At 73.8% G+C, this 22,271-nt stretch carries 20 protein-coding genes; 13 read left to right on the top strand and 7 right to left on the bottom strand.

From position 1 onward, the window contains the following. Positions 1-8: 8 nt before the first annotated feature. On the bottom strand, positions 9-494 hold the full coding sequence (locus CCO02nite_RS09025) for a metallopeptidase family protein (protein WP_246117452.1): 486 nt from the start codon (positions 492-494) through the stop codon (positions 9-11). Positions 495-568: 74 nt separating this feature from the next. On the opposite strand from CCO02nite_RS09025, the gene CCO02nite_RS09020 reads away from it, so the two are divergent. The 4 genes from CCO02nite_RS09020 to CCO02nite_RS09005 are packed head-to-tail and all read left to right on the top strand — an operon-like array spanning position 569 to position 2,871. Then, positions 569-943 (top strand): DUF3499 domain-containing protein, encoded by a 375-nt coding sequence (locus CCO02nite_RS09020; RefSeq protein WP_146842800.1) that lies wholly within the window; start codon positions 569-571, stop codon positions 941-943. Between the two features lie 3 nt (positions 944-946). Beyond that, positions 947-1,219, top strand: a complete 273-nt coding sequence (locus CCO02nite_RS09015) for a hypothetical protein (protein WP_146842799.1) — start codon at positions 947-949, stop codon at positions 1,217-1,219. A 9-nt stretch (positions 1,220-1,228) separates the two neighbouring features. Then, positions 1,229-2,683 (top strand): phosphomannomutase/phosphoglucomutase, encoded by a 1,455-nt coding sequence (locus CCO02nite_RS09010; RefSeq protein ID WP_146842798.1) that lies wholly within the window; start codon positions 1,229-1,231, stop codon positions 2,681-2,683. After that, positions 2,680-2,871, top strand: coding sequence for a Trm112 family protein (locus tag CCO02nite_RS09005; protein ID WP_146842797.1), 192 nt, complete (start codon positions 2,680-2,682; stop codon positions 2,869-2,871). Before CCO02nite_RS09010 ends, CCO02nite_RS09005 begins: the two co-directional genes overlap by 4 nt. 61 nt (positions 2,872-2,932) lie before the next feature. Here CCO02nite_RS09005 and CCO02nite_RS09000 read toward each other — a convergent pair whose 3' ends face one another. Next, positions 2,933-3,745, bottom strand: coding sequence for an RDD family protein (locus CCO02nite_RS09000; protein ID WP_146842796.1), 813 nt, complete (start codon positions 3,743-3,745; stop codon positions 2,933-2,935). An 82-nt stretch (positions 3,746-3,827) separates the two neighbouring features. On the opposite strand from CCO02nite_RS09000, the gene CCO02nite_RS08995 reads away from it, so the two are divergent. Further along, the gene (locus CCO02nite_RS08995; RefSeq protein ID WP_146842795.1) at positions 3,828-4,817 is read left to right on the top strand and encodes a stage II sporulation protein M; all 990 of its coding nucleotides are present in this window, start codon (positions 3,828-3,830) and stop codon (positions 4,815-4,817) included. 68 nt (positions 4,818-4,885) lie between these two features. On the opposite strand, the gene CCO02nite_RS08990 is transcribed toward CCO02nite_RS08995, so the two are convergent. From CCO02nite_RS08990 to CCO02nite_RS08970, 5 genes are all read right to left on the bottom strand, one after another. Beyond that, positions 4,886-6,178 carry a DUF58 domain-containing protein gene (locus CCO02nite_RS08990; RefSeq protein WP_146842794.1) on the bottom strand — a complete coding sequence of 431 codons (1,293 nt, stop codon included), beginning with the start codon at positions 6,176-6,178 and terminating at the stop codon, positions 4,886-4,888. A gap of 7 nt (positions 6,179-6,185) precedes the next feature. Continuing rightward, on the bottom strand, positions 6,186-7,331 hold the full coding sequence (locus CCO02nite_RS08985) for an AAA family ATPase (protein WP_146842896.1): 1,146 nt from the start codon (positions 7,329-7,331) through the stop codon (positions 6,186-6,188). 155 nt (positions 7,332-7,486) lie between these two features. Beyond that, complete coding sequence (locus CCO02nite_RS08980) at positions 7,487-8,737, bottom strand: DUF4350 domain-containing protein (RefSeq protein WP_246117451.1); 1,251 nt, start codon at positions 8,735-8,737, stop codon at positions 7,487-7,489. Positions 8,738-8,755: 18 nt separating this feature from the next. Then, positions 8,756-9,439: a DUF4129 domain-containing protein gene (locus tag CCO02nite_RS08975; protein ID WP_246117450.1), complete on the bottom strand. Its 684-nt coding sequence runs from the start codon at positions 9,437-9,439 to the stop codon at positions 8,756-8,758. Next, entirely contained in the window at positions 9,436-10,716 is a 1,281-nt protein-coding gene (locus CCO02nite_RS08970) for a DUF7847 domain-containing protein (RefSeq protein ID WP_246117449.1), read from the bottom strand. The genes CCO02nite_RS08975 and CCO02nite_RS08970 overlap by 4 nt, the downstream gene beginning before the upstream one ends. A gap of 352 nt (positions 10,717-11,068) precedes the next feature. Here CCO02nite_RS08970 and mtrA point away from each other — a divergent pair, with 352 nt between their 5' ends. From mtrA to secA, 8 genes are all read left to right on the top strand, one after another. Continuing rightward, the gene (gene mtrA / locus CCO02nite_RS08965) at positions 11,069-11,752 is read left to right on the top strand and encodes an MtrAB system response regulator MtrA (RefSeq protein ID WP_146842792.1); all 684 of its coding nucleotides are present in this window, start codon (positions 11,069-11,071) and stop codon (positions 11,750-11,752) included. A 22-nt stretch (positions 11,753-11,774) separates the two neighbouring features. Then, positions 11,775-13,457 (top strand): MtrAB system histidine kinase MtrB, encoded by a 1,683-nt coding sequence (gene mtrB, locus CCO02nite_RS08960; protein ID WP_246117447.1) that lies wholly within the window; start codon positions 11,775-11,777, stop codon positions 13,455-13,457. Continuing rightward, entirely contained in the window at positions 13,454-15,121 is a 1,668-nt protein-coding gene (locus CCO02nite_RS08955) for an LpqB family beta-propeller domain-containing protein (RefSeq protein ID WP_146842790.1), read from the top strand. The genes mtrB and CCO02nite_RS08955 overlap by 4 nt, the downstream gene beginning before the upstream one ends. 66 nt (positions 15,122-15,187) lie before the next feature. Then, complete coding sequence (locus tag CCO02nite_RS08950; protein WP_246117446.1) at positions 15,188-16,102, top strand: phosphoribosyltransferase family protein; 915 nt, start codon at positions 15,188-15,190, stop codon at positions 16,100-16,102. Between the two features lie 141 nt (positions 16,103-16,243). Beyond that, complete coding sequence (gene hpf, locus CCO02nite_RS08945; protein ID WP_146842789.1) at positions 16,244-16,894, top strand: ribosome hibernation-promoting factor, HPF/YfiA family; 651 nt, start codon at positions 16,244-16,246, stop codon at positions 16,892-16,894. Positions 16,895-17,045: 151 nt separating this feature from the next. Further along, positions 17,046-18,329, top strand: coding sequence for a winged helix-turn-helix domain-containing protein (locus CCO02nite_RS08940; RefSeq protein WP_246117445.1), 1,284 nt, complete (start codon positions 17,046-17,048; stop codon positions 18,327-18,329). Further along, positions 18,326-19,333 carry a DMT family transporter gene (locus CCO02nite_RS08935; protein WP_146842788.1) on the top strand — a complete coding sequence of 336 codons (1,008 nt, stop codon included), beginning with the start codon at positions 18,326-18,328 and terminating at the stop codon, positions 19,331-19,333. The genes CCO02nite_RS08940 and CCO02nite_RS08935 overlap by 4 nt, the downstream gene beginning before the upstream one ends. After that, positions 19,334-22,255 (top strand): preprotein translocase subunit SecA, encoded by a 2,922-nt coding sequence (gene secA / locus CCO02nite_RS08930; protein ID WP_146842787.1) that lies wholly within the window; start codon positions 19,334-19,336, stop codon positions 22,253-22,255. Positions 22,256-22,271 lie beyond the last annotated feature (16 nt).

The raw sequence follows: 22,271 nt of genomic DNA, 5'->3' as shown, positions 1-22,271 counted from the left end.
CTGAGGGGTCAGCGGCCGTCGTCGCGGTACGTCGGGTCGACGTCCTGCGGGTCCTTGCCGAGCATGTGCGCGACCTGCTCGACCACGACGTCGCGCACGAGGTCCGCCAGGTCGGCGACGTCGAGCGACCGTGCCTCGACCGGACGCCGGTACACGACGATCCGGGGCGCGAGACCCGCGTCCGCCGGGAAGTACCGGCCCAGCGGCACGCCGCCGTGCTCCCACGGGGCGGGGTTCGACGGCGGGACGTCCTCGACCGCGAACTCCGTACCGCCGAGCTGACGCGCCCAACGCCGCTCGAGGTGCTCGACCGCGTCGAGCACGAAGTCGTCGAATCGCTGCGCACGGGTCCGGTACGCCGGCATGCTGTCCGGCAGCAGGGGGCCGCGCGGGCCGCGACCGCGCCGGTCCCGGCGCCGCGCGGGCCGCTCGACCGGCGGACCGAGGGGTCCGACCGGGCCGGCCGGGAACGCGGCGGGGGTCGACGAGCTCACGTCCGCACTCTATGCGGCCGGCTCGTGCGGCGTGGGGATCGGCCCGTGCGGGCGGCCGGGGGTAGGTTCACCCCGTGAGATCCGTTCGCCAGTGCACCCGCACCGCGTGCGGCCGTCCGGCCGTGGCCACGCTGACGTACGTGTACTCCGACTCGACCGCCGTCCTCGGCCCGCTCGCGCAGCAGGCCGAGCCGCACTCGTACGACCTGTGCGTGCAGCACGCCGACCGGCTCACCGCGCCGCGCGGCTGGGAGGTCGTGCGGCTGCTGCCCGTGTTCGAGCCGGCCGGACCGAGCAAGGACGACCTGCTGGCGCTGGCCGACGCGGTGCGCGAGGCCGGTCGCCCGCCCGAGCCGGTCGCGGCGGCTGTGGCGGTCGACGACGCGCTCGCGTCGGCACCTCGGCGCGGACACCTGCGGGTGCTGCGCGGCATCCCGGAACAGGACTGAGCCATGGCACGGCGCAAGGGGGACGCGGCCCGGGCACGGGCCGCCGCGGCGGCCGAGCCGCTGGGGTCGATGAGCCAGGCGACAGGGCCGCTCCCGCTGGGCACCGAGGTCTGCCTGCGCTGCGGCTCCGACCGGCTGACCCGGATCCGGATGGGACTGACCGACGGCCGGCCCGCGTACTTCGTGTCCTGCCCCGCGTGCGAGCAGACCAACTGGTTCGCGCTCGAGGGGGACGGGACACCCCTGAGCAAGGACGAGGTCACCGGGCCCGGATAGGATGCCTCGGTGAGCCGTCCTCCCGTCGACCTGTCCGCGTTCATCAAGGCCTACGACGTCCGGGGGACGGTGCCCGACGAGCTGTCGCCGGAGGTCACCCGTGCGATCGGGGCGGCGTTCGCCGACGTCGTGGTGCTTCCCGAGGCCGCCGGCGGCCGCCCGAGGGTCGTCGTCGCGAACGACATGCGCCCCTCCGGGCCCGAGCTCGTCGCCGGCTTCGCCGACGGCCTGGCCGCACGCGGCGTCGACGTCGTGCTGATCGGCCTGGCCTCCACGGACGGCCTGTACTTCGCGTCCGGCCACCTCGGCGTCGCGGGCGCGATGTTCACCGCGAGCCACAACCCCGCGCAGTACAACGGCATCAAGCTGTGCCGTGCGGGTGCGCGTCCGGTCGGCCAGGACTCCGGTCTGGCCGCGGTACGCGACCTCGCGGGGGAGTACCTCGCGAACGGGGTGCCGCAGGTCCCGGACGCCGAGCGCGGCACGAGCACGCAGCGCGACATGCTCGTCGAGTACGCGCAGTTCCTGCGCTCGCTCGTCGACCTGTCGGCGATCCGCCCGCTCAAGGTCGTCGTCGACGCGGGCAACGGCATGGGCGGATTCACGGCACCCGCGGTCCTCGGGACGGGAGCCGGGCTGCCCGCGCTGCCGCTCGACGTCGTCCCGCTCTACTTCGAGCTCGACGGGACGTTCCCCAACCACGAGGCCAACCCGCTCGAGCCCGAGAACCTGCGCGACCTGCAGCGCGCGGTCGTCGAGCACGGCGCCGACCTCGGGCTCGCGTTCGACGGCGATGCGGATCGCTGCTTCGTCGTCGACGAGAACGGCGACCCGGTCTCGCCGTCGGCGATCACGGCGCTCGTCGGGCTGCGGGAGGTCGAGCGCGAGCGTGCCGCCGGCCGCACCCCGACCGTGATCCACAACCTCATCACGTCGCGCATCGTGCCGGACCTGCTGACCGCCGCGGGTGCCCGGACCGTGCGTACGCGGGTCGGCCACTCGTTCATCAAGGCGCAGATGGCGCAGAACGACGCCGTCTTCGGCGGCGAGCACAGCGCGCACTACTACTTCCGCGACTTCTTCTTCGCCGACACCGGGATGCTCGCCGCGCTGCACGTGCTCGCGGCCCTGGGGGGTCAGCCGCATCCCCTGTCCGCGTTGGCCGACGCCTACCAGCCGTACGTCTCGTCGGGGGAGATCAACTCCCGTGTCGCGTCCGTGCCGGCAGCGCGGGCGCGTGTCGTCGACGCGTACGTGACGCGCCAGGGCGCCGGCCCGGTCGAGGTCGACGAGCTGGACGGCCTCACGGTCACGCACTGGGACGAGCACCCGCGATGGTGGTTCAACCTGCGCGCGTCCAACACCGAACCGCTGCTGCGCCTGAACGTCGAGGCCGCGGACGAGGACATCATGGAGAAGGTGCGCGACGACGTTCTCGCGCTCGTGCGTGAGGAGCAGTCATGAGCGAACAGCCCTACCAGCTCGAGGCCTGGGCGCGTGAGCTCCTGCGCTGCCCGGTCACCGGCGCGACGCTCGTCGACGGTGTCGACGACGACGGTGCCCCGGTGCTGATCTCGACGGACCCGCAGCGGCCGCTGCGCTACCCGGTCCGCGACGGCATCCCCGTCCTGCTGGCCGACGAGGCCCGCTGACGCTCGACTGACCAGCTCTCCGGGCCGGCCAGCTCTCCGTGCCGGTCAGCGCTCTGGGTCGTCAGCTCTCCGGGTCCGGCACGCCGTGCGGGAGCCGGGACAGCAGTGCGACCTCCTGGCGCTGTCGCACGACCGTGCGGGCACCGGCACGGATCTCGCGTTCGCGGCGTTCGGCGAGCACGGCGGCCAGGAACGCCTCGGGATGCGTGCCCGCGGGCGGCAGCGGCTGCACGTAGCGCTGCACCTCGCGCGTGAGCTGCGTGCCGAGCTCGACGCGTGACGGGCCGTGCATGGTCGCGGCCCGGGCGAGGAACTGCCGCACGGCGAGTGCCAACCCGTCCGGCATGCGCGCGACGTCGGCCGCGGCGGCCCACACGCGCAGCTGCGGAGGCATGAGCACGGGACGCCGCACGGTCGAGGCGCCGCGCACGCGCACCGCGTAGGTCCCCGCGAGGATGTCGCCCACGCGCTTGCCCTGTGGATGCACCATTGAGCACACCAGGGCGATGACGCCGAAGGTCAGCCACAGCTCCACCACGCCCGTCAGCGCACGCACGAACGCCTGCCGGAAGACGATCGGCCCGCCGTCGTCGCGCACGATGCGGATGCCCGCGGAGACCTTGCCGAGCGAGCGGCCGCGCGTGAGGGTGTCCACCGCGGTGGGCAGCACGATCATGATGGTCGCGAGGAAGACCACCGCCGAGATCTGGCCGAGGTCGTCGGACCAGCCGACCGTCTGGTTGAGCAGGATGGCGCCGACCACGATGACGACGGCCAGCAGCGCGAGGTCGACGAGCGCGCCCAGGAGCCGGGAGGCGGCCGAGGCGGCCCGGATGTCGAGAGCGACCCCCTCGCCGATGACGACCTGGTCCACCGCACCCCCTTCGCTCGTTGCGTCTGGCGAAACCCTAGCCCGTGCGTCCCCCACGGATCGGCGGCTCTGGCAGGCTGTCGGCATGGACCTCGACGCGTACCAGGTGGTGCACGAGCCGGCCTGGCAGCGTCTCGACGAGCTCGGTCGGCGGCGGCGTCGCACCGGTGCGGAGTCCGACGAGCTGGTCCGCCTCTACCAGGCGACCGCGACCGACCTGTCGGTGATCCGCTCCGCGGCCCCCGACCCCGAGGTCGTCACCCGCCTCTCGCAGCTCCTCGCGCGTTCACGTGCGGCCATCGCGGGAGCACACGAGCCGAGCTGGCGTGACGCCGTGCTGTTCGTCGTCGAACGGTTGCCCGCCGCGCTCTACCGGATCCGCTGGTGGACCGTCGCCGTGATGACGGCGTTCCTCGCCGTCGCGATCGTTGCCGGCGTCTGGGTCGCGACCAACCCCGATGCGCTCGCCGCGATGGGCACGCCCGCGCAGCGGCAGGAGTACGTGGACAGGGCGTTCGCCGAGTACTACGCGCCCGGTGCCGGGTTCGCCGCGACGGTCTGGACCCACAACGCGTTGCTGACGGCCGTCTGCATCGGCACGGGCATCACCGGGATCGGACCCGTCTACTTCCTGTACATCAACGCCGTGAGCGTGGGGAACATCGGCGGCATGATGGCCGCTCACGACAGCCTCGGGGTGTTCCTGCAGCTCATCGCGCCGCACGGCATGCTCGAGCTCACGGCGGTGTTCGTCGCCGGCGCGGCCGGGCTGCGCGTGTTCTGGACGTGGGTCGCGCCCGGTCCGCGGACGCGTGGCCGAGCGCTCGCCGAGGAGGCCCGGGCGCTGTTCACCGTCGCGATCGGCCTGATCGGGGTGCTGTTCGTGTCCGGGCTGATCGAGGGCTTCGTCACGGGGTCGACGTTGCCCTGGTGGCTCAAGATCGTGATCGGCGCGATCGCGTTGGCGGCGTTCTGGACGTACACGATCGTGCTCGGCAGACGCGCGGTGCGCGCGGGCCAGACCGGCGACCTCGACGACGACCGCGCGGGCTACACGCTCGCCACCGTCGGCTGAGGTCTGCTCGCCGACGGCTCGCCGAGGTCGGCTCGCCGGGCTCCGCCTGGTCGACAGCTCCGCCTGGTCTACAACCGACCGGCGGCCTTCAGCGCCAGGTAGGTGTCGGCGAGTCGCGGTGCGAGGTCGTCGGGCAGCGCCTCGAGCAGCTCGACACCGCGCTGCCGCAGGCGCATCGCGACCGCCGCGCGCTCGAGCCCCGCGCGTTCGGCCGCCGCCGCGTCGAACACCGCGGTCACGTCGCTCCGGTCGCGCGCGAGGGCCTCGACCTCCGGGTCGAGTACCGAGGCGAGCACCACCTGATGGTGCTGGGTCAGGCCGCCGACGACCCCGAGCAGCCCCTGCTCGACCGCGGCAGGCTCGAGCGCGGTCAGCAGCACGACGAGGCCGCGCTGCGACAGGCGCTCGCGCACCTGGGCGACCACGCCGGGCCAGTCCGTCTCGACGAGCTCGGCGTGCACACCGGAGAGCTGGTCCGCGACCGCCGGCATCAGGCGCGCACCCGCCATTCCCGCGACGCGCGCGCGCACCCGCCGGTCGTACGCGAGCACGTCGATGCGGTCGCCGGCGTGGTTCGCGAGCGCCGCCAGCAGCAGCGTGGCCTCGATCGACGCGTCGATCCTCGGCGCATCGAGCACGCGCACCGCCGCGGTGCGGCCCGTGTCGAGCACGATCATCACTCGCCGGTCGCGTTCGGGCCGCCAGGTGCGCACGACGACGTCGGCCCGGCGGGCCGTGGCACGCCAGTCGATGGAGCGCACGTCGTCGCCGATCACGTACTCGCGCAACGAGTCGAACTCGGTGCCCGCGCCGCGCACCTGCACCGCGGCACGGCCGTCGAGCTCGCGCAGCCGGGCCAGCCGGCTCGGCAGGTGTCGGCGCGACGCGAACGCGGGCAGCACGCGCAGCCGTGCGGGCACGTCGATCGAGGCCTGACGCCCCGCGAGCCGTAGCGGACCGACCGTCCGGATCGTCACGAGGTCCGCGATCGAGTCGCCGCGCCGGGACGGTCGAAGCACCGAGCGGACCCGCACCGCCTCGCCGGGGGGCAGGTCGACCTCGTGCCGGGCGGGCTGCGTGTCGACCGACGGCGGCCAGGCGTCGCGGACCAGCGCCCGCAGACGCCGCGAACCGACGTTCGTGAGCGTGACGACGTCGGTCGCGGGTTCGCCGAGGCGCACGGAGCGGGGCACCGCACGCTGCACACCGACCCGGCGGGGCGAGGCAGCGAGTGCGGCGTCCAGGCCGCACGCGAGCACGACGAGCACCGCCCAGATCAGCACGGTCCCGGTCGCGGGCACGACCAGCACCACGGGCACCCCGATCGCGGCCAGCAGGACCGCGCGCCACGTCACCGCCACGGCGGCCTCAGCGCGGGACCGCGACGGACGCGAGCACCGTGTCCAGCACGGTCTCCGCGGTGACGCCCTCGAGCTCGGCCTCGGCCCGCAGCTGCACCCGGTGGCGCAGCGTCGGGTGCGCGAGCGCCTTCACGTCGTCGGGGGTGACGTAGCCGCGACCCGAGAGCCACGCCCATGCGCGCGACGTCGCGAGCAGCGCGGTCGCGCCGCGCGGGGAGACCCCCAGGGACAGCGAGGGGGACTCGCGCGTGGCGCGGCACACGTCGACCGCGTAGCCGAGCACCTCGCGTGCGACCTGGACGCGGCCGACCTCCGCCCGGGCGCGGGCCAGCAGCTCGACGCCGCCCACCGTGCGCACGCCCGCGGCCCGCAGGTCCCGCGGGTCGAATCCCGCGGCGTGCCGGGCGAGCACCTCGACCTCGTCCTCGCGCTCGGGCAGCGGGAGCGTGAGCTTGAGCAGGAACCTGTCGAGCTGCGCCTCGGGCAGCGAGTACGTGCCCTCGTACTCGACGGGGTTCTGTGTCGCGATCACGACGAACGGGTCCGGCAGCGGGCGCGGTGTGCCGTCGACCGACACCTGCCGCTCCTCCATCGCCTCGAGCAGCGACGCCTGCGTCTTGGGGGGCGTCCGGTTGATCTCGTCGGCGAGCAGCAGGTTCGTGAAGACGGGACCCGGACGGAACGAGAACTCCGCCGTGCGGGCGTCGTAGACCAGCGACCCGGTGACGTCGCCCGGCATCAGGTCCGGCGTGAACTGCACGCGCTTGGTGTCCAGGTCGAGCGCTGCCGACAGCGTGCGCACGAGCAGCGTCTTGGCGACGCCGGGGACGCCCTCGAGCAGCACGTGGCCGCGGCACAGCAGCGCCACGATGAGACCCGACACCGCCGCGTCCTGACCGACCACCGCCTTGGCGACCTCGCGCCGCACCGCCGCGAGCGCGAGCCGCAGGTCCGTCGACGGCTCGGGCGCCCCGTCCGGCCGGAACGGCGCAGGTGCCGACGCCGGCGCAGGAGCCGGTGCGGCGGCGGGAGCTGGCGCAGGAGCCGGTGCGGCGGCGGGCGTCGGCGCAGGAGCCGGTGGTGCCGCGGGCGCCGCTGGTGCAGGGGCGGGCGCGGCGTGGCCGGGCCACCGCGGCGGCGCAGCGGGCGGCACGGCAGGCGGTGCGACCTGGGGCGCGACCGGCTGTGCCGCAGGCGGTGCGACCGGCTGTGCCGCAGGCGGTGTGATCTGCGGGGCGACCGGCGGTGCGACGGGCGGGGCGGTGGGCGGGTCCGCGGGCGGTTGCTGCCCCGCGGTGGTCTCGTCGGTCACGATCGGTGAACCTCGCTCTCCAGGTGGTCCAGGTCTCGGGCCAGTCTCGCCAGCCCGTCGTCGTCGGTCGGTGGTGGTCCGTACAGCAGGTGCTCGACATCCGCGGCCGGCCACCCGCAGGCGCGTGCGGCGACGTCGACCAGCAGGGGGGCGGGTGCGGAGCGGGGCAGCCCGAGCCGTTCAGCGATCCGGCTCGCTGCGCCGGCACGCAGCGCGGCCGCGGCGTGCCCGCGGGCGCGTGATCGCCGGTAGAGGCGGCCGCGGCCGCGCACGGCCTCGCCCGCGCGCACGACGACGGGCAGCGGCTCGGTGACCAGTCGGCCCATCCGCCGCCCCTGCCACACGGCCGTCACGACGACCACGAGCAACAGCTGCCAGGCCAGCGCGTCGACCCACGGCGGCATCGACGCGGTCGGCTCGTCCTCGGTCGTCGCACCCTGGTACGGGTCGTCCCACGAGGGCACGTACCAGACCAGCTCGGTGTGCCGGCCGAGCATGCGCAGCGCGAGCGCGGCGTTGCCCTCCTCGGTGAGGTGGGCGTTCGTCAGCATCGCCGGGTCACCCAGCACGGTGATGCGGCGACCGTCGACGCTCACGTCCACGTATGCGCCCTCGTCGGCGGCTGCGTCCGCGGCGGGGAAGCAGACGGTCGCTCCGGCGGGTGCGTGCAGCGCGCCCGCACGGGTGATCGTGCCCGCGGCCACGGCGTCCGGGTCGTCGCAGCGCGCGGCGAGCACCTCGTCGGGGTCCGTCACGGCCCAGGTCGTCTCGATCCCGGCGAGCGTGCCGGAGGCGTAGGTCGCGCCGATCAGCACCAGGTCGCCCGACAGGTCGTCCATCGCCTCGAGCTGCGCCTCGCCCAGCGCGTAGTCGCCGAACACGGCGACCGTCACGCCGTCGCGCGCGTGCGCCTCGACGTCCGCGAACCGCTGCGTGTAGGTGATCGAGACGCCTTCGCGCCGCAGGATCTCGGCCACTGCCATCGCGCCGGTGCCGCTGGGGTTGTCGGGCGCGAGCGGCGTCTGGGACGTGCGGGGTTCGGGCAGCAGCGCGAGCAGCCCGACGAGCACGACGAGGACGCCCGCGCCGATCAGCACGCGCGAGCGACGCCAGCGGTGCGCTGCTCGCGATCGCGCGCTCGTCCCGTCCCCGACGACCGGTCCGCCGTCCGTCGCGCCACCCGGACCGCCTGAGCTGGTGGGCCCGTCCGTGACCACGAACGCCGAACCCGCACCCGCCGCGCTCATCGCGGCCTCATAGCGGCCTCATCGCGGCACCGCCGCGACGGGTTCGACGAGTCCGCGGGTCCGGTTCGGGACCGTCGCGACGAGGGCGGCGTCGAGCCGTCGCAGCGCGTCGTCGTCCGCCGGTCCCGCGGAGCGCTCGCCGTACACGACGTCGTCGAACAGGCGGCCACCCGCGGCGAGGTCGCCGACCAGTGCGGGGAAGGCGGGCGCGGCGTCGAGCGACGCCTCGTGCGCGGTGCGGCCCGGCCGCTCGTCGAGCACCGCGCGCTCCTCGAGCGAGCGCACGATCGCGCGGAACCGTTCCCGGACCGCGGCGGACCACTCCCCGGCGTCGGCGGCGGCGTCCGCGGCCGCACGCAGCTGGGCGGCGGTCCGTATGTCGTCCGAGTCGTGCACACCCGCGACCTGACCGCGGCTGCGGCTGCGTCGCACCGGCCCGGCCACCCAGTACGCGACGAGCGCCGCGCCGAGCACCACCACCGCGACGATCAGCAACGTGACGGGCGTGGTGATCGCGACACTCTGCGAGACCTCGTCGAGCCGGTCCCCCAGCCAGTCGAACAGCCGGGACAGCAGCGAGCGCTGCTGGTGGTACACGGGCCTGGACAGCTCCTCGATGGCCGCTCGGCGCGCCTCCTGCGCATCCGGGGTCACGGGGACCTCGGACGTGAGCGCGCCGACCGGCAGGGCGAACAAGCTCACGCGGGCTGCTCCGAGGCGGCACGCGCGAGCTCGAGGTCGAGGCCTTCTCGTCTCATCCGCACGTCGATGTACAGCAGAGCGACGACCGACGACAGGAACACGGTCGTCAGCGTCTGCGCGATGACGGAGCCCACCGAGTTCACCGCGATCGCGCCCAGGCTCGTCGGGTCCCCGTCGAAGGCGATCAGACCGATGATCGCCGCGGGGTAGACGATGATCTCGGCCGCGATGCCGACCATGATCGACGTCAGCAGGTAGATGCCCAGCAGGCGCCAGAAGCTGCGGCGGGTGAGGAGCCACGAACGCTTGATCGTCGGCCAGAACGGCCGCTCCTCGAGCATCAGCGCCGGCGTGACGAGCAGGGTCCGCACGGACACCCAGACAAGTGCGAGCAGGTACGCCACGCCGGCGACCAGGCCGACGAAGCCGGCGGCGAGCGGCTGGTCCGCGCTCGCGAGCAGCCAGACCGCGCCGACGATCAGCCCGAGCGCGACGACGGCCGCGAGGCTCACGAGCATCGTGAAGCCGACCACCGCCCACACCCGCCGCGACCGGAGCACCTCGCTGATCGAGACCTTGCGACCGAGCACCGAGCGGCTCACGGACACCACGAGCAGGCCCGTCAGCGCGGTGCTCGCGATCGCCGTCACGGGCAACGTGATGAACTGCGCGATCGAACTTCCGATCAGGTCTCCCGTGCCGTCGTACACGAGCTCGTCGTCCTGCAGGTCGGTGAAGGCCCCGGAGAGCTGCCCGCCGACGTACCAGGTCAGGATCGCCTGGACCGCGACCGCGATGCTCATCACGAGTGCGGCGAGCCCGAACATCACGCTGGGGTTGGCCCGGATCGCACGGAAGGCGCCGTCGAGGATCTCGCCGAGACCGAGCGGTCGCAGCGGGATGATGCCCGGCTGCAGCGCGGGCGGGCGCCACTGCGCGGCGGGTACGGGCTGTGGACGACCGGGCCCGTATCCGGCCGGCGGCGCGCCGTGCACGGGAGCGGGACCGTATCCCGGTGGCGGCGTGCCGTATCCGGGTGGCGGGGTGCCGTAGCCGGGCGGCTGCGGACCGTACCCCGGCGGCTGCGCACCGTACCCGGGCGGCGGGGTGCCGTAGCCGGGTGGCGGGGTGCCGTGAGCGGGGAACGGGCCGTACCCGGCCGGTGGCGGTACCGCCGCCGAGGGCACGGGCGGGTAGCCGGGCGCGCCGGCGCCGGGCGCTGCGGGCGCCGGGCCCCAGCCCGTCGGCGGAGCGGGGGGTGCAGCCGCGGGAGGCACAGCCGTATCCGGTGCTTGCGGGGCCTGCGGTGCGGCGGGTGTCGACGGCGCCGATGGCGTCGCGGGCGCACCCTCGTCGGACGGCGTGCCCGACCCCGACGCGGAGCCGGGCGCGGCCCAGACCGGCGGGGGCGGGTCCTGCGGACTCGTCATGCTGGCGCGGCTCCCTCGGCTCGGCGCGGACGTCCCCTGCGGCGTCCGCGCGCCCGGCGGCAGCCTGTCGCCGAGCGCGTCCTCATCGTGCCATGACGGACCGACACGCGGGCCCGGTCGGGAAGTGTTCCTGCGGCTGCCGGGTGAACGAGGTCGCGGTGCGCCAGGAAGCACGGTTCACGGTGCGACAATGCGTGCCATGAGGGGACGCGTGCTGGTGGTCGACGACGACACCGCGCTGGCAGAGATGATCGGGATCGTGCTGCGCTCGGAGGGTTTCGAGCCGGTCTTCTGCGAGGACGGTGACGATGCGCTGCGCATCTTCCGTCAGTCGCAGCCGGACCTGGTGCTGCTCGACCTGATGCTGCCCGGCAAGGACGGCAACGAGGTGTGCCGCCTGATCCGGGCCGAGTCCGGCGTGCCGATCGTCATGCTCACGGCCAAGAGCGACACGGTCGACGTCGTGCTGGGCCTGGAGTCGGGCGCCGACGACTACATCTCCAAGCCGTTCAAGCCCAAGGAGCTGGTCGCGCGCGTGCGCGCCCGGCTGCGGCGGTCCGACGAGCCTGCACCCGAGCACCTGTCGATCGGCGACGTCTCGATCGACGTGCCGGGGCACCGCGTCGAGCGCGCCGGACGCCCGGTCTCGCTCACACCGCTCGAGTTCGACCTGCTGGTCGCGCTCGCTCGCAAGCCGTGGCAGGTCTTCACGCGCGAGGTGCTCCTGGAGAAGGTCTGGGGCTACCGTCACGCGGCCGACACGCGCCTGGTGAACGTCCACGTCCAGCGCCTGCGCAGCAAGATCGAGAACGACCCCGAGCAGCCGGAGATCGTCGTGACGGTCCGCGGCGTCGGCTACAAGGCGGGCGTGACGACGCCATGACCGAGCGGGCGCGTTGGCGCGCGTGAGCGACGCCGGGCGCGTCCTGCGGGCCCGGACGGACCGGCGTGCCCGGACGTTCGGTCACGCCTGGCGGTCCTCGCTGCAGGTCCGGGTCATCACGACGACGCTCGCGATCGGCGCGCTCGCGGTCGCCGCCGTCGGGCTGTACGTCGGCGAGCGCATGCGCGACGGGCTGTTCGACGGGCGCGTCGAGCAGCTCCTCGAGGAGAGCGCGCGCAGCACGGCCCAGGCGCAGGGCACGTTCGACAACTCGACCGCGCAGACCGGCATCGAGGCGCAGCGTCTGCTGTCGGACGTCGCGACGGCCCAGGCCGCGGGCGGCACGGGGGACCGCGAGGTCTTCCTGCTGCGCGCGCCCGGTCAGACCTCGGCGATCTCGTTCGTGCAGGCCGCCTCCGACGCGAGCCTGTTCGACATGGTCAGCGACCCGCTGCGGCTGGCCACCGCGGAGGGTGGGCAGCACTGGCAGTCGGTCGAGTGGCAGGTCCAGGACGGCGCCGAGCCGGCCGTGATGATCGGGCAGGACGTCACGGTCCCGGTCGTCGGGACCTACCAGCTGTTCTTCCTGTACTCGTTGCAGGCCGAGCAGGACCGCCTCGACTTCCTGCAGCGCACGCTCGCGCTCGCCGCGCTCGCCCTCGTCGTGCTGCTCGTGAGCATGACGTGGCTCGTGACGCGCCAGGCCGTGCGCCCCGTGCGGCGGGCCGCGCAGGTCGCCGAACGGCTGGCAGACGGGCACCTCGACGAGCGCATGGAGCAGCGCGGCGAGGACGAGATGGCCACGCTCGCGCGTTCGTTCAACGAGATGGCGACGAGCCTGCAGGACCAGATCGGGCGCATGGAGGAGCTGTCCACGCTGCAGCGGCGGTTCGTCAGCGACGTCTCGCACGAGCTGCGCACGCCGCTGACGACGATCCGCATGGCCGGCGAGGTCATCCACGCGTCGCGCGACGACTTCCCGCCCGGGGTCAAGCGATCCGCCGAGCTGCTGTTCACGCAGCTCGACCGGTTCGAGGACCTGCTCGCGGACCTGCTCGAGATCAGCCGCTTCGACGCCGGTGCGGCGGTGCTCGACGCGGAGAGCCGCGACGTGAGCGACGTCGTCGTGGCTGCGGCGGAGCACACCTTCACGCTCGCGGCGCGGCGCGGCTCGTGGCTGCGCGTCGAGGTGCCCGAAGCGCGCTGCGTGGCGGACATCGACCCGCGCAGGGTCGAGCGGATCCTGCGCAACCTGCTCGTCAACGCGGTCGAGCACGCCGAGGGCTCGACGGTCGACGTGCTCGTCGGAGCGGACCGCAACGCGGTCGCGGTCACCGTGCGTGACCGCGGCGTCGGGATGACGGCCGACGAGGCGGCGCACGTGTTCGACCGGTTCTGGCGGGCCGATCCGGCGCGTGCGCGCACGACGGGCGGTACGGGCCTGGGGCTGGCGATCTCGCTCGAGGACGCGCACCTGCACGGCGGCTGGCTCGAGGCGTGGGGGCGGCCCGGCCGGGGTGCGTGCTTCCGCCTGACGCTGCCGCGTCGCGCGGGCATCCACCTCGTCGACTCGCCGTTGCCGATCGTCCCGCCCGACGACGAGCTGCCGGACCCGGTGATCACCCCGACGCAACGTCCCCGCACCGATCCTGCTGCGCTGCCCGAGCTGCCCGACGACGTGCCCGAGCCCCAGGAGGTGCGATGAGCATCCGCCGCCCGCGCGTGCCCGCCGCGCTCGTCGGGACGTGGGTCGCGCTGGCCGCGCTCCTCGCACTCACGGGGTGCGTGGCGATCCCGACCTCCGGGCCCGTCGTGCGCGGTGACGTCACGGTCGGCGACACGCGCGACATCGACGTGCTCGCGGAGGGGCCGCAGGACGGCGCCGACCCGCTGCAGATCGTCGACGGCTTCCTGCTGGCCGGTGGCGTCGGGTTCCCCGACGAGTTCGCGACCGCGCGCGAGTACCTCACCGGACAGCTGCGCACGTCGTGGCAGCCGCTCGCGGGCGTGCTCGTCGCGGGCACGCCCGAGGTGGTGCAGCCCACGGAGAACACCGTGACCTTCGACCTTCCGGTCGTTGCGTACGTCGACGCCGACGGGCGCTACACGGAGGCCGCCGAGGGCGCGCGCGACTCGCGGACCTTCGAGCTGCGCAAGGACCGCGCCGGCGAGTGGCGCATCTCGTCGGCGCCCGACGGCCTGATCCTCGCGCAGACGGAGTTCTCCCGGACGTTCCGCTCCTCGCCCGTCTACTTCCTGTCCGCCGACGGCGCCTACCTCGTCCCCGAGACGCGGTGGTTCCCGGCGGACAACCTGCAGACGTCGGTCGCGCGGGCGCTCGTCGACGGGCCGTCGCCGTGGCTGCGCGACGCGGTCACGACGGCCGTGCCCGAGGCCGTCCAGCTCAAGCCGCTCGCGGTGGAGATCGACGCGAAAGGCACCGCGAGCGTCGGCCTCGAACCGCCCTCGCTCGTCCTGCCGGCCGACCGCGACGCGCTGCTCGCGCAGTTCGAGGCGAGCCTGGGTGCCGTCCCCGGCGTGCGCAACGTGACCGTCACCACGGGATCGGTGATCCTCGACGGCAGTCCCGACGCGATCGCCCGGTGCTCGGCCACGGCCGGACCTGTCGAGATGCTCCAGGCCGGTTCCGTCGTGCTGCTCGACGGCGACGGCGTGCAGCCCGTCGACGGCCTCGAACCCGTCGGCAAGGACGCGAGCCACGCCGCGCGCGACGAGAGCGGCGACGTGCGCGTCGTGCTCACGCCGGACGGACTGACGACGGTCGCGCCCACGGGCGAGACGCCGCAGCTGCTCGTCCCCGGCGCCGGGCTGGTCGCGCCCTCGGTGGACCGCCACGGCTGGGCGTGGACGGCCGGCGTGTCGGGCATCGTCGCCGCACGCGTCGGTTCCGACGCCCTGCCGGTCGCGGCGGACTGGCTCGTGGGTCGCACGGTCGTCGCGCTCGCGGTCGCATGCGACGGTGCGCGCGTCGCGGTCGTCTCGCGTGCCGTGGACGGTGTCGCGGTCGACCTGGCCGCGGTCGTGCGCGACGCGTCGGGTGCGCCGCAGGTGCTCGGCGCACCGGTGCGCGTGGGCGCGCCGATCCTCGACGCGCAGGATGTCGACTGGATCGACGAGTCCACGCTCGCGGTGCTCGGACGCTCGACCGGCGGGACGACCGTGCACCGTGTGCCGGTCTCCGGCCTGACCGTGACGCTGCCCGAGGTGCCGGACGTCGTCGCGATGGCCGCCGGCACGACGATCTACATCACGACGGCGGACGGCCTGCTGCGCCAGCTCGTCGGACCCTCGTCGTGGACGACCGTCGCGGGTGTCGAGGGCGTGCGCGACCCGGCGTTCCCCGGCTGACCCAGCCCGTCCACAGGTGGCCGCCGTCGGTCGCCGCGGGCGCGTGGTGTCGGCCAGGCTGGCGGCGTGCCCGAGCGCCTGCGACGAACGTGCCTGCGACGAACGTGCCTGCGACGAACGGCTGCCGGCCGGGCGGTGCGCGCGGCGCTGACGCGGTTGCTCGCGCTCGTGCTGCCGGTCGAGTGCGCGGGCTGCGGCACCGACGACGATCCGTGGTGCGCGCGGTGCCGCGCCGCGTTCGCGGGGGACGTGCGGCGCTGCGAGGACGACGCCGCACGACTCGACCCGATGGACGGCACGGCGCCACTGCCGGTGTGGACGGTCGCGGACGCGGTCGGGCCGGTGCGGGCCGCCGTCATCGCGTGGAAGGACCGGGGCCGGGCGGACCTGTCGGCTCCGCTCGCCGAGGTCGCGTACCGGCTCGGCGTGGCGGCGGCCGCGGCCACGCGGGGCGCCGCGGGTGACGTGCTCGTCGTGCCGGCGCCGTCGAGCGCGGCGGCGCGTCGCCGTCGGGGGCGGTCGCACACGGCGACCCTCGCCGCGGGCGTCGTCGCCGGGCTCGGCGCGGCGGGCGTGGCGGCGCGCACCGCGGACGTGCTCGTGCGGCGCGGCGGCGACCAGGTCGGCCTGGGCGCGCGCGACCGTGAGCGCAACCTGCACGGTCGGGTGCGTGTGCGGGCTCCTTCGTTTGTGTCAGCGCAGGCGTCGGCGCTGGTATCGGCGCTGGTGCCGGCGCTGGTTCCGGCAGTGGTTCCGCTGCGGGCCCACGTGCAGGTCACGGGCCAGGTCGTCGTGCTCGTCGACGACGTGCTGACCACGGGGGCGACGCTCGCGGCGGCCCGCCGCGCGCTGCTGGCGGAGGGTGCGCACGTCGTCGCCGGCGTCGTGCTCGCGGCGACGCCGCCGCCCGGTGCGCCGGTCGGGCGACACGCGCACACGTCACCCTCGCGCCGGTTGGTCCGGGACGCCGCGCCGGGTTAGCGTGGAGCCCCAGCCGACGGCGGGGTGACCGGGAGGTCGCACCGCAGCGGGGAGGAGGTGATGCCGATTCGTCGGCCCGTCATGGGCCACGCACGCACTCACCGGGCGCTCAGGCGTCCCTTCCCTCCCAGGAGGCTTCACATGGAGATCGTGGTTGCCGGCCGGCACACCGAGGTCAGCCCGAAGTTCAGGGCCCACCTGCAGGACAAGCTCGCGAAGGTCGAGCAGCTGGCCCCCCGCGCCCAGCGGATCGACGTCCTCGTCTCGCACGAGGCGAACCCGCGTCAGGCGGACAGCTCGGAACGCGTCGAGCTCACCGTCGTCGACAAGGGTCCCGTCATCCGCGCCGAGGCGTGCGCCGACGACAGGTACGCCGCCCTCGACCTCGCGCTCGGCAAGCTGCTCGAGCGCCTGCGTCGGACGCGCGACCGGCGCAAGGAGCACCGCAACCACGCTCCGCTCGCCTCGGTGGACGTCCGTCCGCCCCAGCCCGACGAGGAGCCGCTCGCCGTCGCGCCGCTCGACCCCGGCGCCGCGGTCGAGCACACGCTCGGCGACTCGCCGGTGGTCATCCGCGAGAAGGTGCACGAGGCGCTGCCGATGACCGTCGACGACGCGCTCTACGAGATGGAGCTCGTCGGCCACGACTTCTACCTGTTCGTCGACGCCGAGACCGCGCAGCCCGCGGTCGCCTATCGGCGCCGCGGCTGGAGCTACGGCGTGATCAAGCTCGACACACCCGTCTCGACCGGGCTGCTCCCGCTGCCCACGGAGGCGGCAGCGGTCCGCTGACCTCGTCGGACCAGAAGTCGGACGAGAACGTTCGACGAGAAGGTTCGACGAGCGGTCCGACGAAGCAGCCCGGCGACTCGACGCGCCCGGCCGGTGGAACTGTCCCGGCCGGGCGCGTCGCCGTGTCGGTGCCGTCGGGCAGGATTGCCGCGTGGCGAACAGGCACCAGGTCCAGGAGGAGCACCCGCTGTCGCGGGCCCGCCGGATCGCGCTGCGCGCACAGGGACTCGATCGCGGCCGCCCGAGCGTCGAGCAGGTGACGATGCGGCACGTGCAGCAGGTGGTCGACCGGCTCGGCCTGCTGCAGATCGACTCGGTCAACGTGCTCGCGCGCGCTCACCTGGTGCCGGTCTACTCGCGGATGGGCCCGTACGACCCGGCGCTGATCGACCGTGCGTCCGCCCGCTCACCGCGCCGGCTCGTCGAGGCGTGGGCGCACGTCGCGTCGTTCGTGCCGCCGCACACCCTGCGGCTGCTCGCCTGGCGGCAGCGTGCGTACCAGGAGGACTCGTGGGGCATGATCCGGGACGTGCCGTTGCAGCAGGCCGCACTCGTCGAGGACGTGCGGGCGTTGCTGCGCGAGCGGGGGCCGCTGACGGCCGCCCAGGTGCACGAGCTGCTCGAGGGTGCCGCGATCGCGCGGGTGCACTGGGGCTGGAACTGGTCGGACGCCAAGCGGGTCCTCGAGTTCCTGTTCTTCACGGGCGAGGTCACCTCGGCGGGTCGCAACCCGGCGTTCGAGCGTCGCTACGACCTCACGGAGCGGGTGCTGCCGCCGCACGTGCTTGCCGAGCCGGAGCCGTCGAAGCAGGACGCGGTGCGTGAGCTGGTGCGGATCGCCGCCCGGGCGAACGGGATCGGCAGCGCGCAGTGCCTGGCCGACTACTTCCGCGTGCGCACCCAGGTCGCCCTCGCGGCGATCGACGACCTGGTCGACGCGGGCGAGCTGGTCCCGTCCCGCGTCGCCGGGTGGGACCGCGAGGTGTACCGCCACCGGGACGCGGTCGCGCCGCGGCGCTCGGACGCGTGCGCGCTGCTCAGCCCGTTCGACCCGCTGGTGTTCGAGCGCCGTCGGCTCGAGGAGCTGTTCGGGCTGCGCTACCGCATCGAGATCTACGTCCCCGAGGCGCAGCGCGTGTGGGGCTACTACGTGCTGCCGTTCCTGCTCGGCGAACGGATCGCGGCGCTGGTCGACCTCAAGGCCGACCGCGCGACCGGCACGCTGCTCGTGCGCGCCGCCCATCACCCGCCGACGTCGGCGTCGGGTGCGGCGCGCGCTCGGGACGGTTCCGACGAGTCCGCGGTGGTCGCCGCGCTCGTACCCGAGCTGCGGCTCGCGGCTCGGTGGCTCGGGCTCGACGAGGTCCGCATCGACCCGTCCGGCCTCGGCGGTGACCTCGTGGCTCCTCTGCACCGGGAGCTGACGGCGGCATGACGCGGCGTGCGGACTTCGCGCTCGTCGCGCTGGCCGGGGTGCTGTGGGGCACGGGCGGTCTCGCGGGGGCGGCGCTGGGCGAGACGGCCGACCTGACGCCGATGACCGTCGCCAGCTTCCGGCTCCTCGGGGGAGGGCTGCTGCTGGCGGTCGTCGTCGGTGCGCTCGGACGACTGCGCCGGTACCCGCGCAGCCGCGGTGCACTGCTGCGCACGGGCGGGACGGCGCTGCTCATCGCGCTGTTCGAGGCCGCCTACTTCGAGGCGGTCGACCGCTCGGGTGTCGCGGTCGCGACCCTGGTCACGCTCGGTGCCGCGCCCGTGCTCGTCGCGGCGGCGACCGCCGCGGTGCGTCGACGACGGCCCGACGCGCGCACGCTCGTCGCGCTCGTGCTCGCGCTCGTCGGGCTCGTCGCGCTGGTGACGGCCGGTGCCGAGCCCGGTTCCGGGGGCGGCACGGACCCCGGGACGGGCGTGCTGCTCGCGCTGCTCGCGGCGGCCGCGTTCGCGGCGCTCACCGCGGTCAACACGGTGCACGTCGAGGGGCTCGACCCGCTGGCGTCCACCGCGGTCTCGTTCACGATCGGCGGCGTGCTGCTGCTGCCGTTCGCCGCCGCGCCGGCCGGCATCCTGAACGGCGGGATCGTCCTGCCGCACGACGCGCACGGCTGGGCGCTGCTCGTGTACCTCGCGGCGGTGCCGACCGCCACGGCGTACGCGGCCTACTTCACGGGGCTGCGCACGGTCAGCGCGACGCACGCGACGCTGCTCGCACTGCTCGAGCCGCTCACCGCGGCCCTCGGCGCGGTGCTGCTGCGCGGCGAGCGGCTGGGCCCGGTGGGGGTCCTCGGCGGGTTGCTCCTGGTGGCCGCCGTGGTCACCCTGCGCCCGCGGACCGTGACCTCGCCTACGATGGTCGGGCCCGGCGACGCCGCCGGGCACGTCGAACAGCCAGCGAGCAGCTTCGGGCCCATGGTGCCGGGGCGCCACCACCAGGAGTCATGAGTGTCTGCGATCCTCGAGAAGGTCCTGCGGCTGGGTGAGGGTCGGATCCTTCGCAAGCTTGCCGGCATCGCCCAGCAGGTCAACGCGTTGGAGGACGCCTTCGAGGCGCTCTCGGACGCCGAGCTGCGCGAGGAGACCGACCGCTTCAAGGCGCGGCTCGCCGACGGCGAGTCCCTGGACGACATCCTCGCCGAGGCCTTCGCGGCCGTGCGCGAGGCGTCGCGGCGCACCCTCGGCCAGCGCCACTTCGACGTGCAGCTCATGGGCGGCGCCGCGCTGCACATGGGCAACATCGCCGAGATGAAGACCGGTGAGGGCAAGACCCTCGTCGCGACGCTGCCGGCCTACCTCAACGCGCTGTCGGGCAAGGGCGTGCACGTCGTCACCGTCAACGACTACCTCGCGGGCTACCAGAGCGAGCTGATGGGGCGCGTCTTCCGGTTCCTCGGTCTGACGACGGGCTGCATCATCGCGACGATGACGCCCGCCGAGCGCCGCGAGCAGTACGCCGCCGACATCACCTACGGCACCAACAACGAGTTCGGCTTCGACTACCTGCGCGACAACATGGCGTGGAGCACCGACGAGCTGGTGCAGCGCGGTCACAACTTCGCGATCGTCGACGAGGTGGACTCCATCCTCATCGACGAGGCGCGTACGCCGCTGATCATCTCCGGCCCCGCCGCGGGTGACGCGAACCGCTGGTACGGCGAGTTCGCGAAGGTCGTGCGCCGGCTGCAGGCCGAGCGGGACTACGAGGTCGACGAGAAGAAGCGCACGATCGGCGTGCTCGAGCCCGGCATCGAGCGCGTGGAGGACTACCTCGGCATCGACAACCTGTACGAGTCGCTCAACACGCCGTTGATCGGGTTCCTCAACAACGCGATCCGGGCCAAGGAGCTGTTCCGGCGCGACAAGGACTACGTCGTCATGAACGGCGAGGTCCTCATCGTCGACGAGCACACCGGGCGCATCCTGCCGGGCCGCCGCTACAACGAGGGCATGCACCAGGCCATCGAGGCCAAGGAGGGCGTGGCGATCAAGGCCGAGAACCAGACGCTCGCCACGATCACGCTGCAGAACTACTTCCGTCTGTACAGCAAGCTCTCCGGGATGACCGGTACGGCCGATACCGAGGCCGCCGAGTTCCAGGGCACCTACAAGCTCGGTGTCGTGCCGATCCCGACGAACCGCGAGATGCAGCGCATCGACCAGCGCGACCTCGTCTACAAGGCCGAGGCCGGCAAGTTCGACGCGGTCGTCGAGGACATCGTCGAGCGTCACGCCAAGGGCCAGCCGGTGCTGGTCGGCACGACGAGCGTGGAGAAGTCCGAGCTCCTGTCGTCGATGCTGCGCAAGCAGGGCGTCCCGCACGAGGTGCTCAACGCCAAGCAGCACGCGCGTGAGGCTGCGGTCGTCGCGCAGGCCGGCCGCAAGGGTGCCGTCACGGTCGCGACGAACATGGCCGGCCGTGGCACGGACATCATGCTCGGCGGCAACGCCGAGTTCATGGCCGTCTCCGCGCTCGCCGACCGTGGGCTCGACCCGGCGGAGAGCCCGGAGGAGTACGAGGCCGCCTGGCCCGACGCGCTCGAGAAGGCCAAGGACGCCGTCCGCGCCGAGCACGAGGAGGTCGTCGAGCTCGGCGGCCTGTACGTGCTGGGCACGGAGCGCCACGAGTCGCGGCGCATCGACAACCAGCTGCGCGGCCGCTCCGGCCGTCAGGGCGACCCGGGCGAGTCCCGGTTCTACCTGTCGATGCAGGACGACCTCATGCGTCTGTTCAACTCCGGCCTCGCCGAGTCGATGATGACGCGCGCCGGGTTCCCCGACGACCTGCCGCTCGAGTCGAAGATCGTCACGCGCGGCATCCAGTCGGCGCAGTCGCAGGTCGAGGCGCGCAACTTCGAGATCCGCAAGAACGTCCTCAAGTACGACGACGTGATGTCCCGCCAGCGCGTGGTCATCTACGACCAGCGTCGGCGTGTGCTCGAGGGCGAGGACCTGCACGAGCAGATCGGCCACTTCCGCACCGACGTCATCGGCGCGTACATCACCGGCGCGACGGCCGAGGGCCGCCCCGAGGACTGGGACCTCGAGGCGCTGTGGACCGCGCTGCGGGCGGTGTTCCCGGTGTCGATCACGCCCGACGAGGTGGTCGAGGCCGCCGGCGGCCCGACCCGCCTCACCGCGGACATGATGACGCGCGAGCTGCTGTCGGACGCCGAGCACGCCTACGCCGAGCGCGAGGCATCGATCGGTTCCGACAACATGCGTCAGCTCGAGCGGCGCGTGACCCTCTCGGTCCTCGACCGCAAGTGGCGCGAGCACCTCTACGAGATGGACTACCTCAAGGAAGGCATCGGTCTGCGCGCGATGGCGCAGCGCGACCCGCTCGTGGAGTACCAGCGCGAGGGGTTCCAGCTGTTCAACGCGATGACCGACGCCATCAAGGAGGAGACGGTCGGGTTCCTGTTCAACCTGCAGGTGCAGGTTCAGGACGCGGACGCCGAGGCGGACATCCAGGACGGGCCGGTCGACGCACCTGTCGATGCGCCGGTGGTGAGCGCCGAGTCCGCCGCCGCGGCGGCCGGCTCCGGACCGCGACTGGTGGCCAAGGGCATCGACGGACCCGAGCAGCGCGTCCCGCTGCAGTACTCGGCGCCGTCGGAGGATGGCGACGTCGCCGTCGTCATGCGCGATGCGGACGGCCAGGCGAAGTCGGGTGCCGGGTCGAAGTCGGGTGCCGGGTCGAAGTCGGGCCCGTCGCGTTCGTCGACCTCGCGTTCGTCGGCGTCGCGTTCGTCGGGTTCGGGTTCCTCGTCGGCAGGTGCCGCGGACTCGTCGGGCTCGGCGGGTGACGCAAGCGGTTCGAACCGTGAGGCACGGCGCAAGGCCGCCAAGCAGCAGCGCAAGCGCTGACCGGCGGCCCTGAGCG

It is taken from the genome of Cellulomonas composti (assembly GCF_007990245.1).
GTDB lineage: Bacteria > Actinomycetota > Actinomycetes > Actinomycetales > Cellulomonadaceae > Cellulomonas > Cellulomonas composti.
Note: the sequence above shows the minus strand (reverse complement) of the source record. Positions and strands in the feature narration are given on the sequence as shown.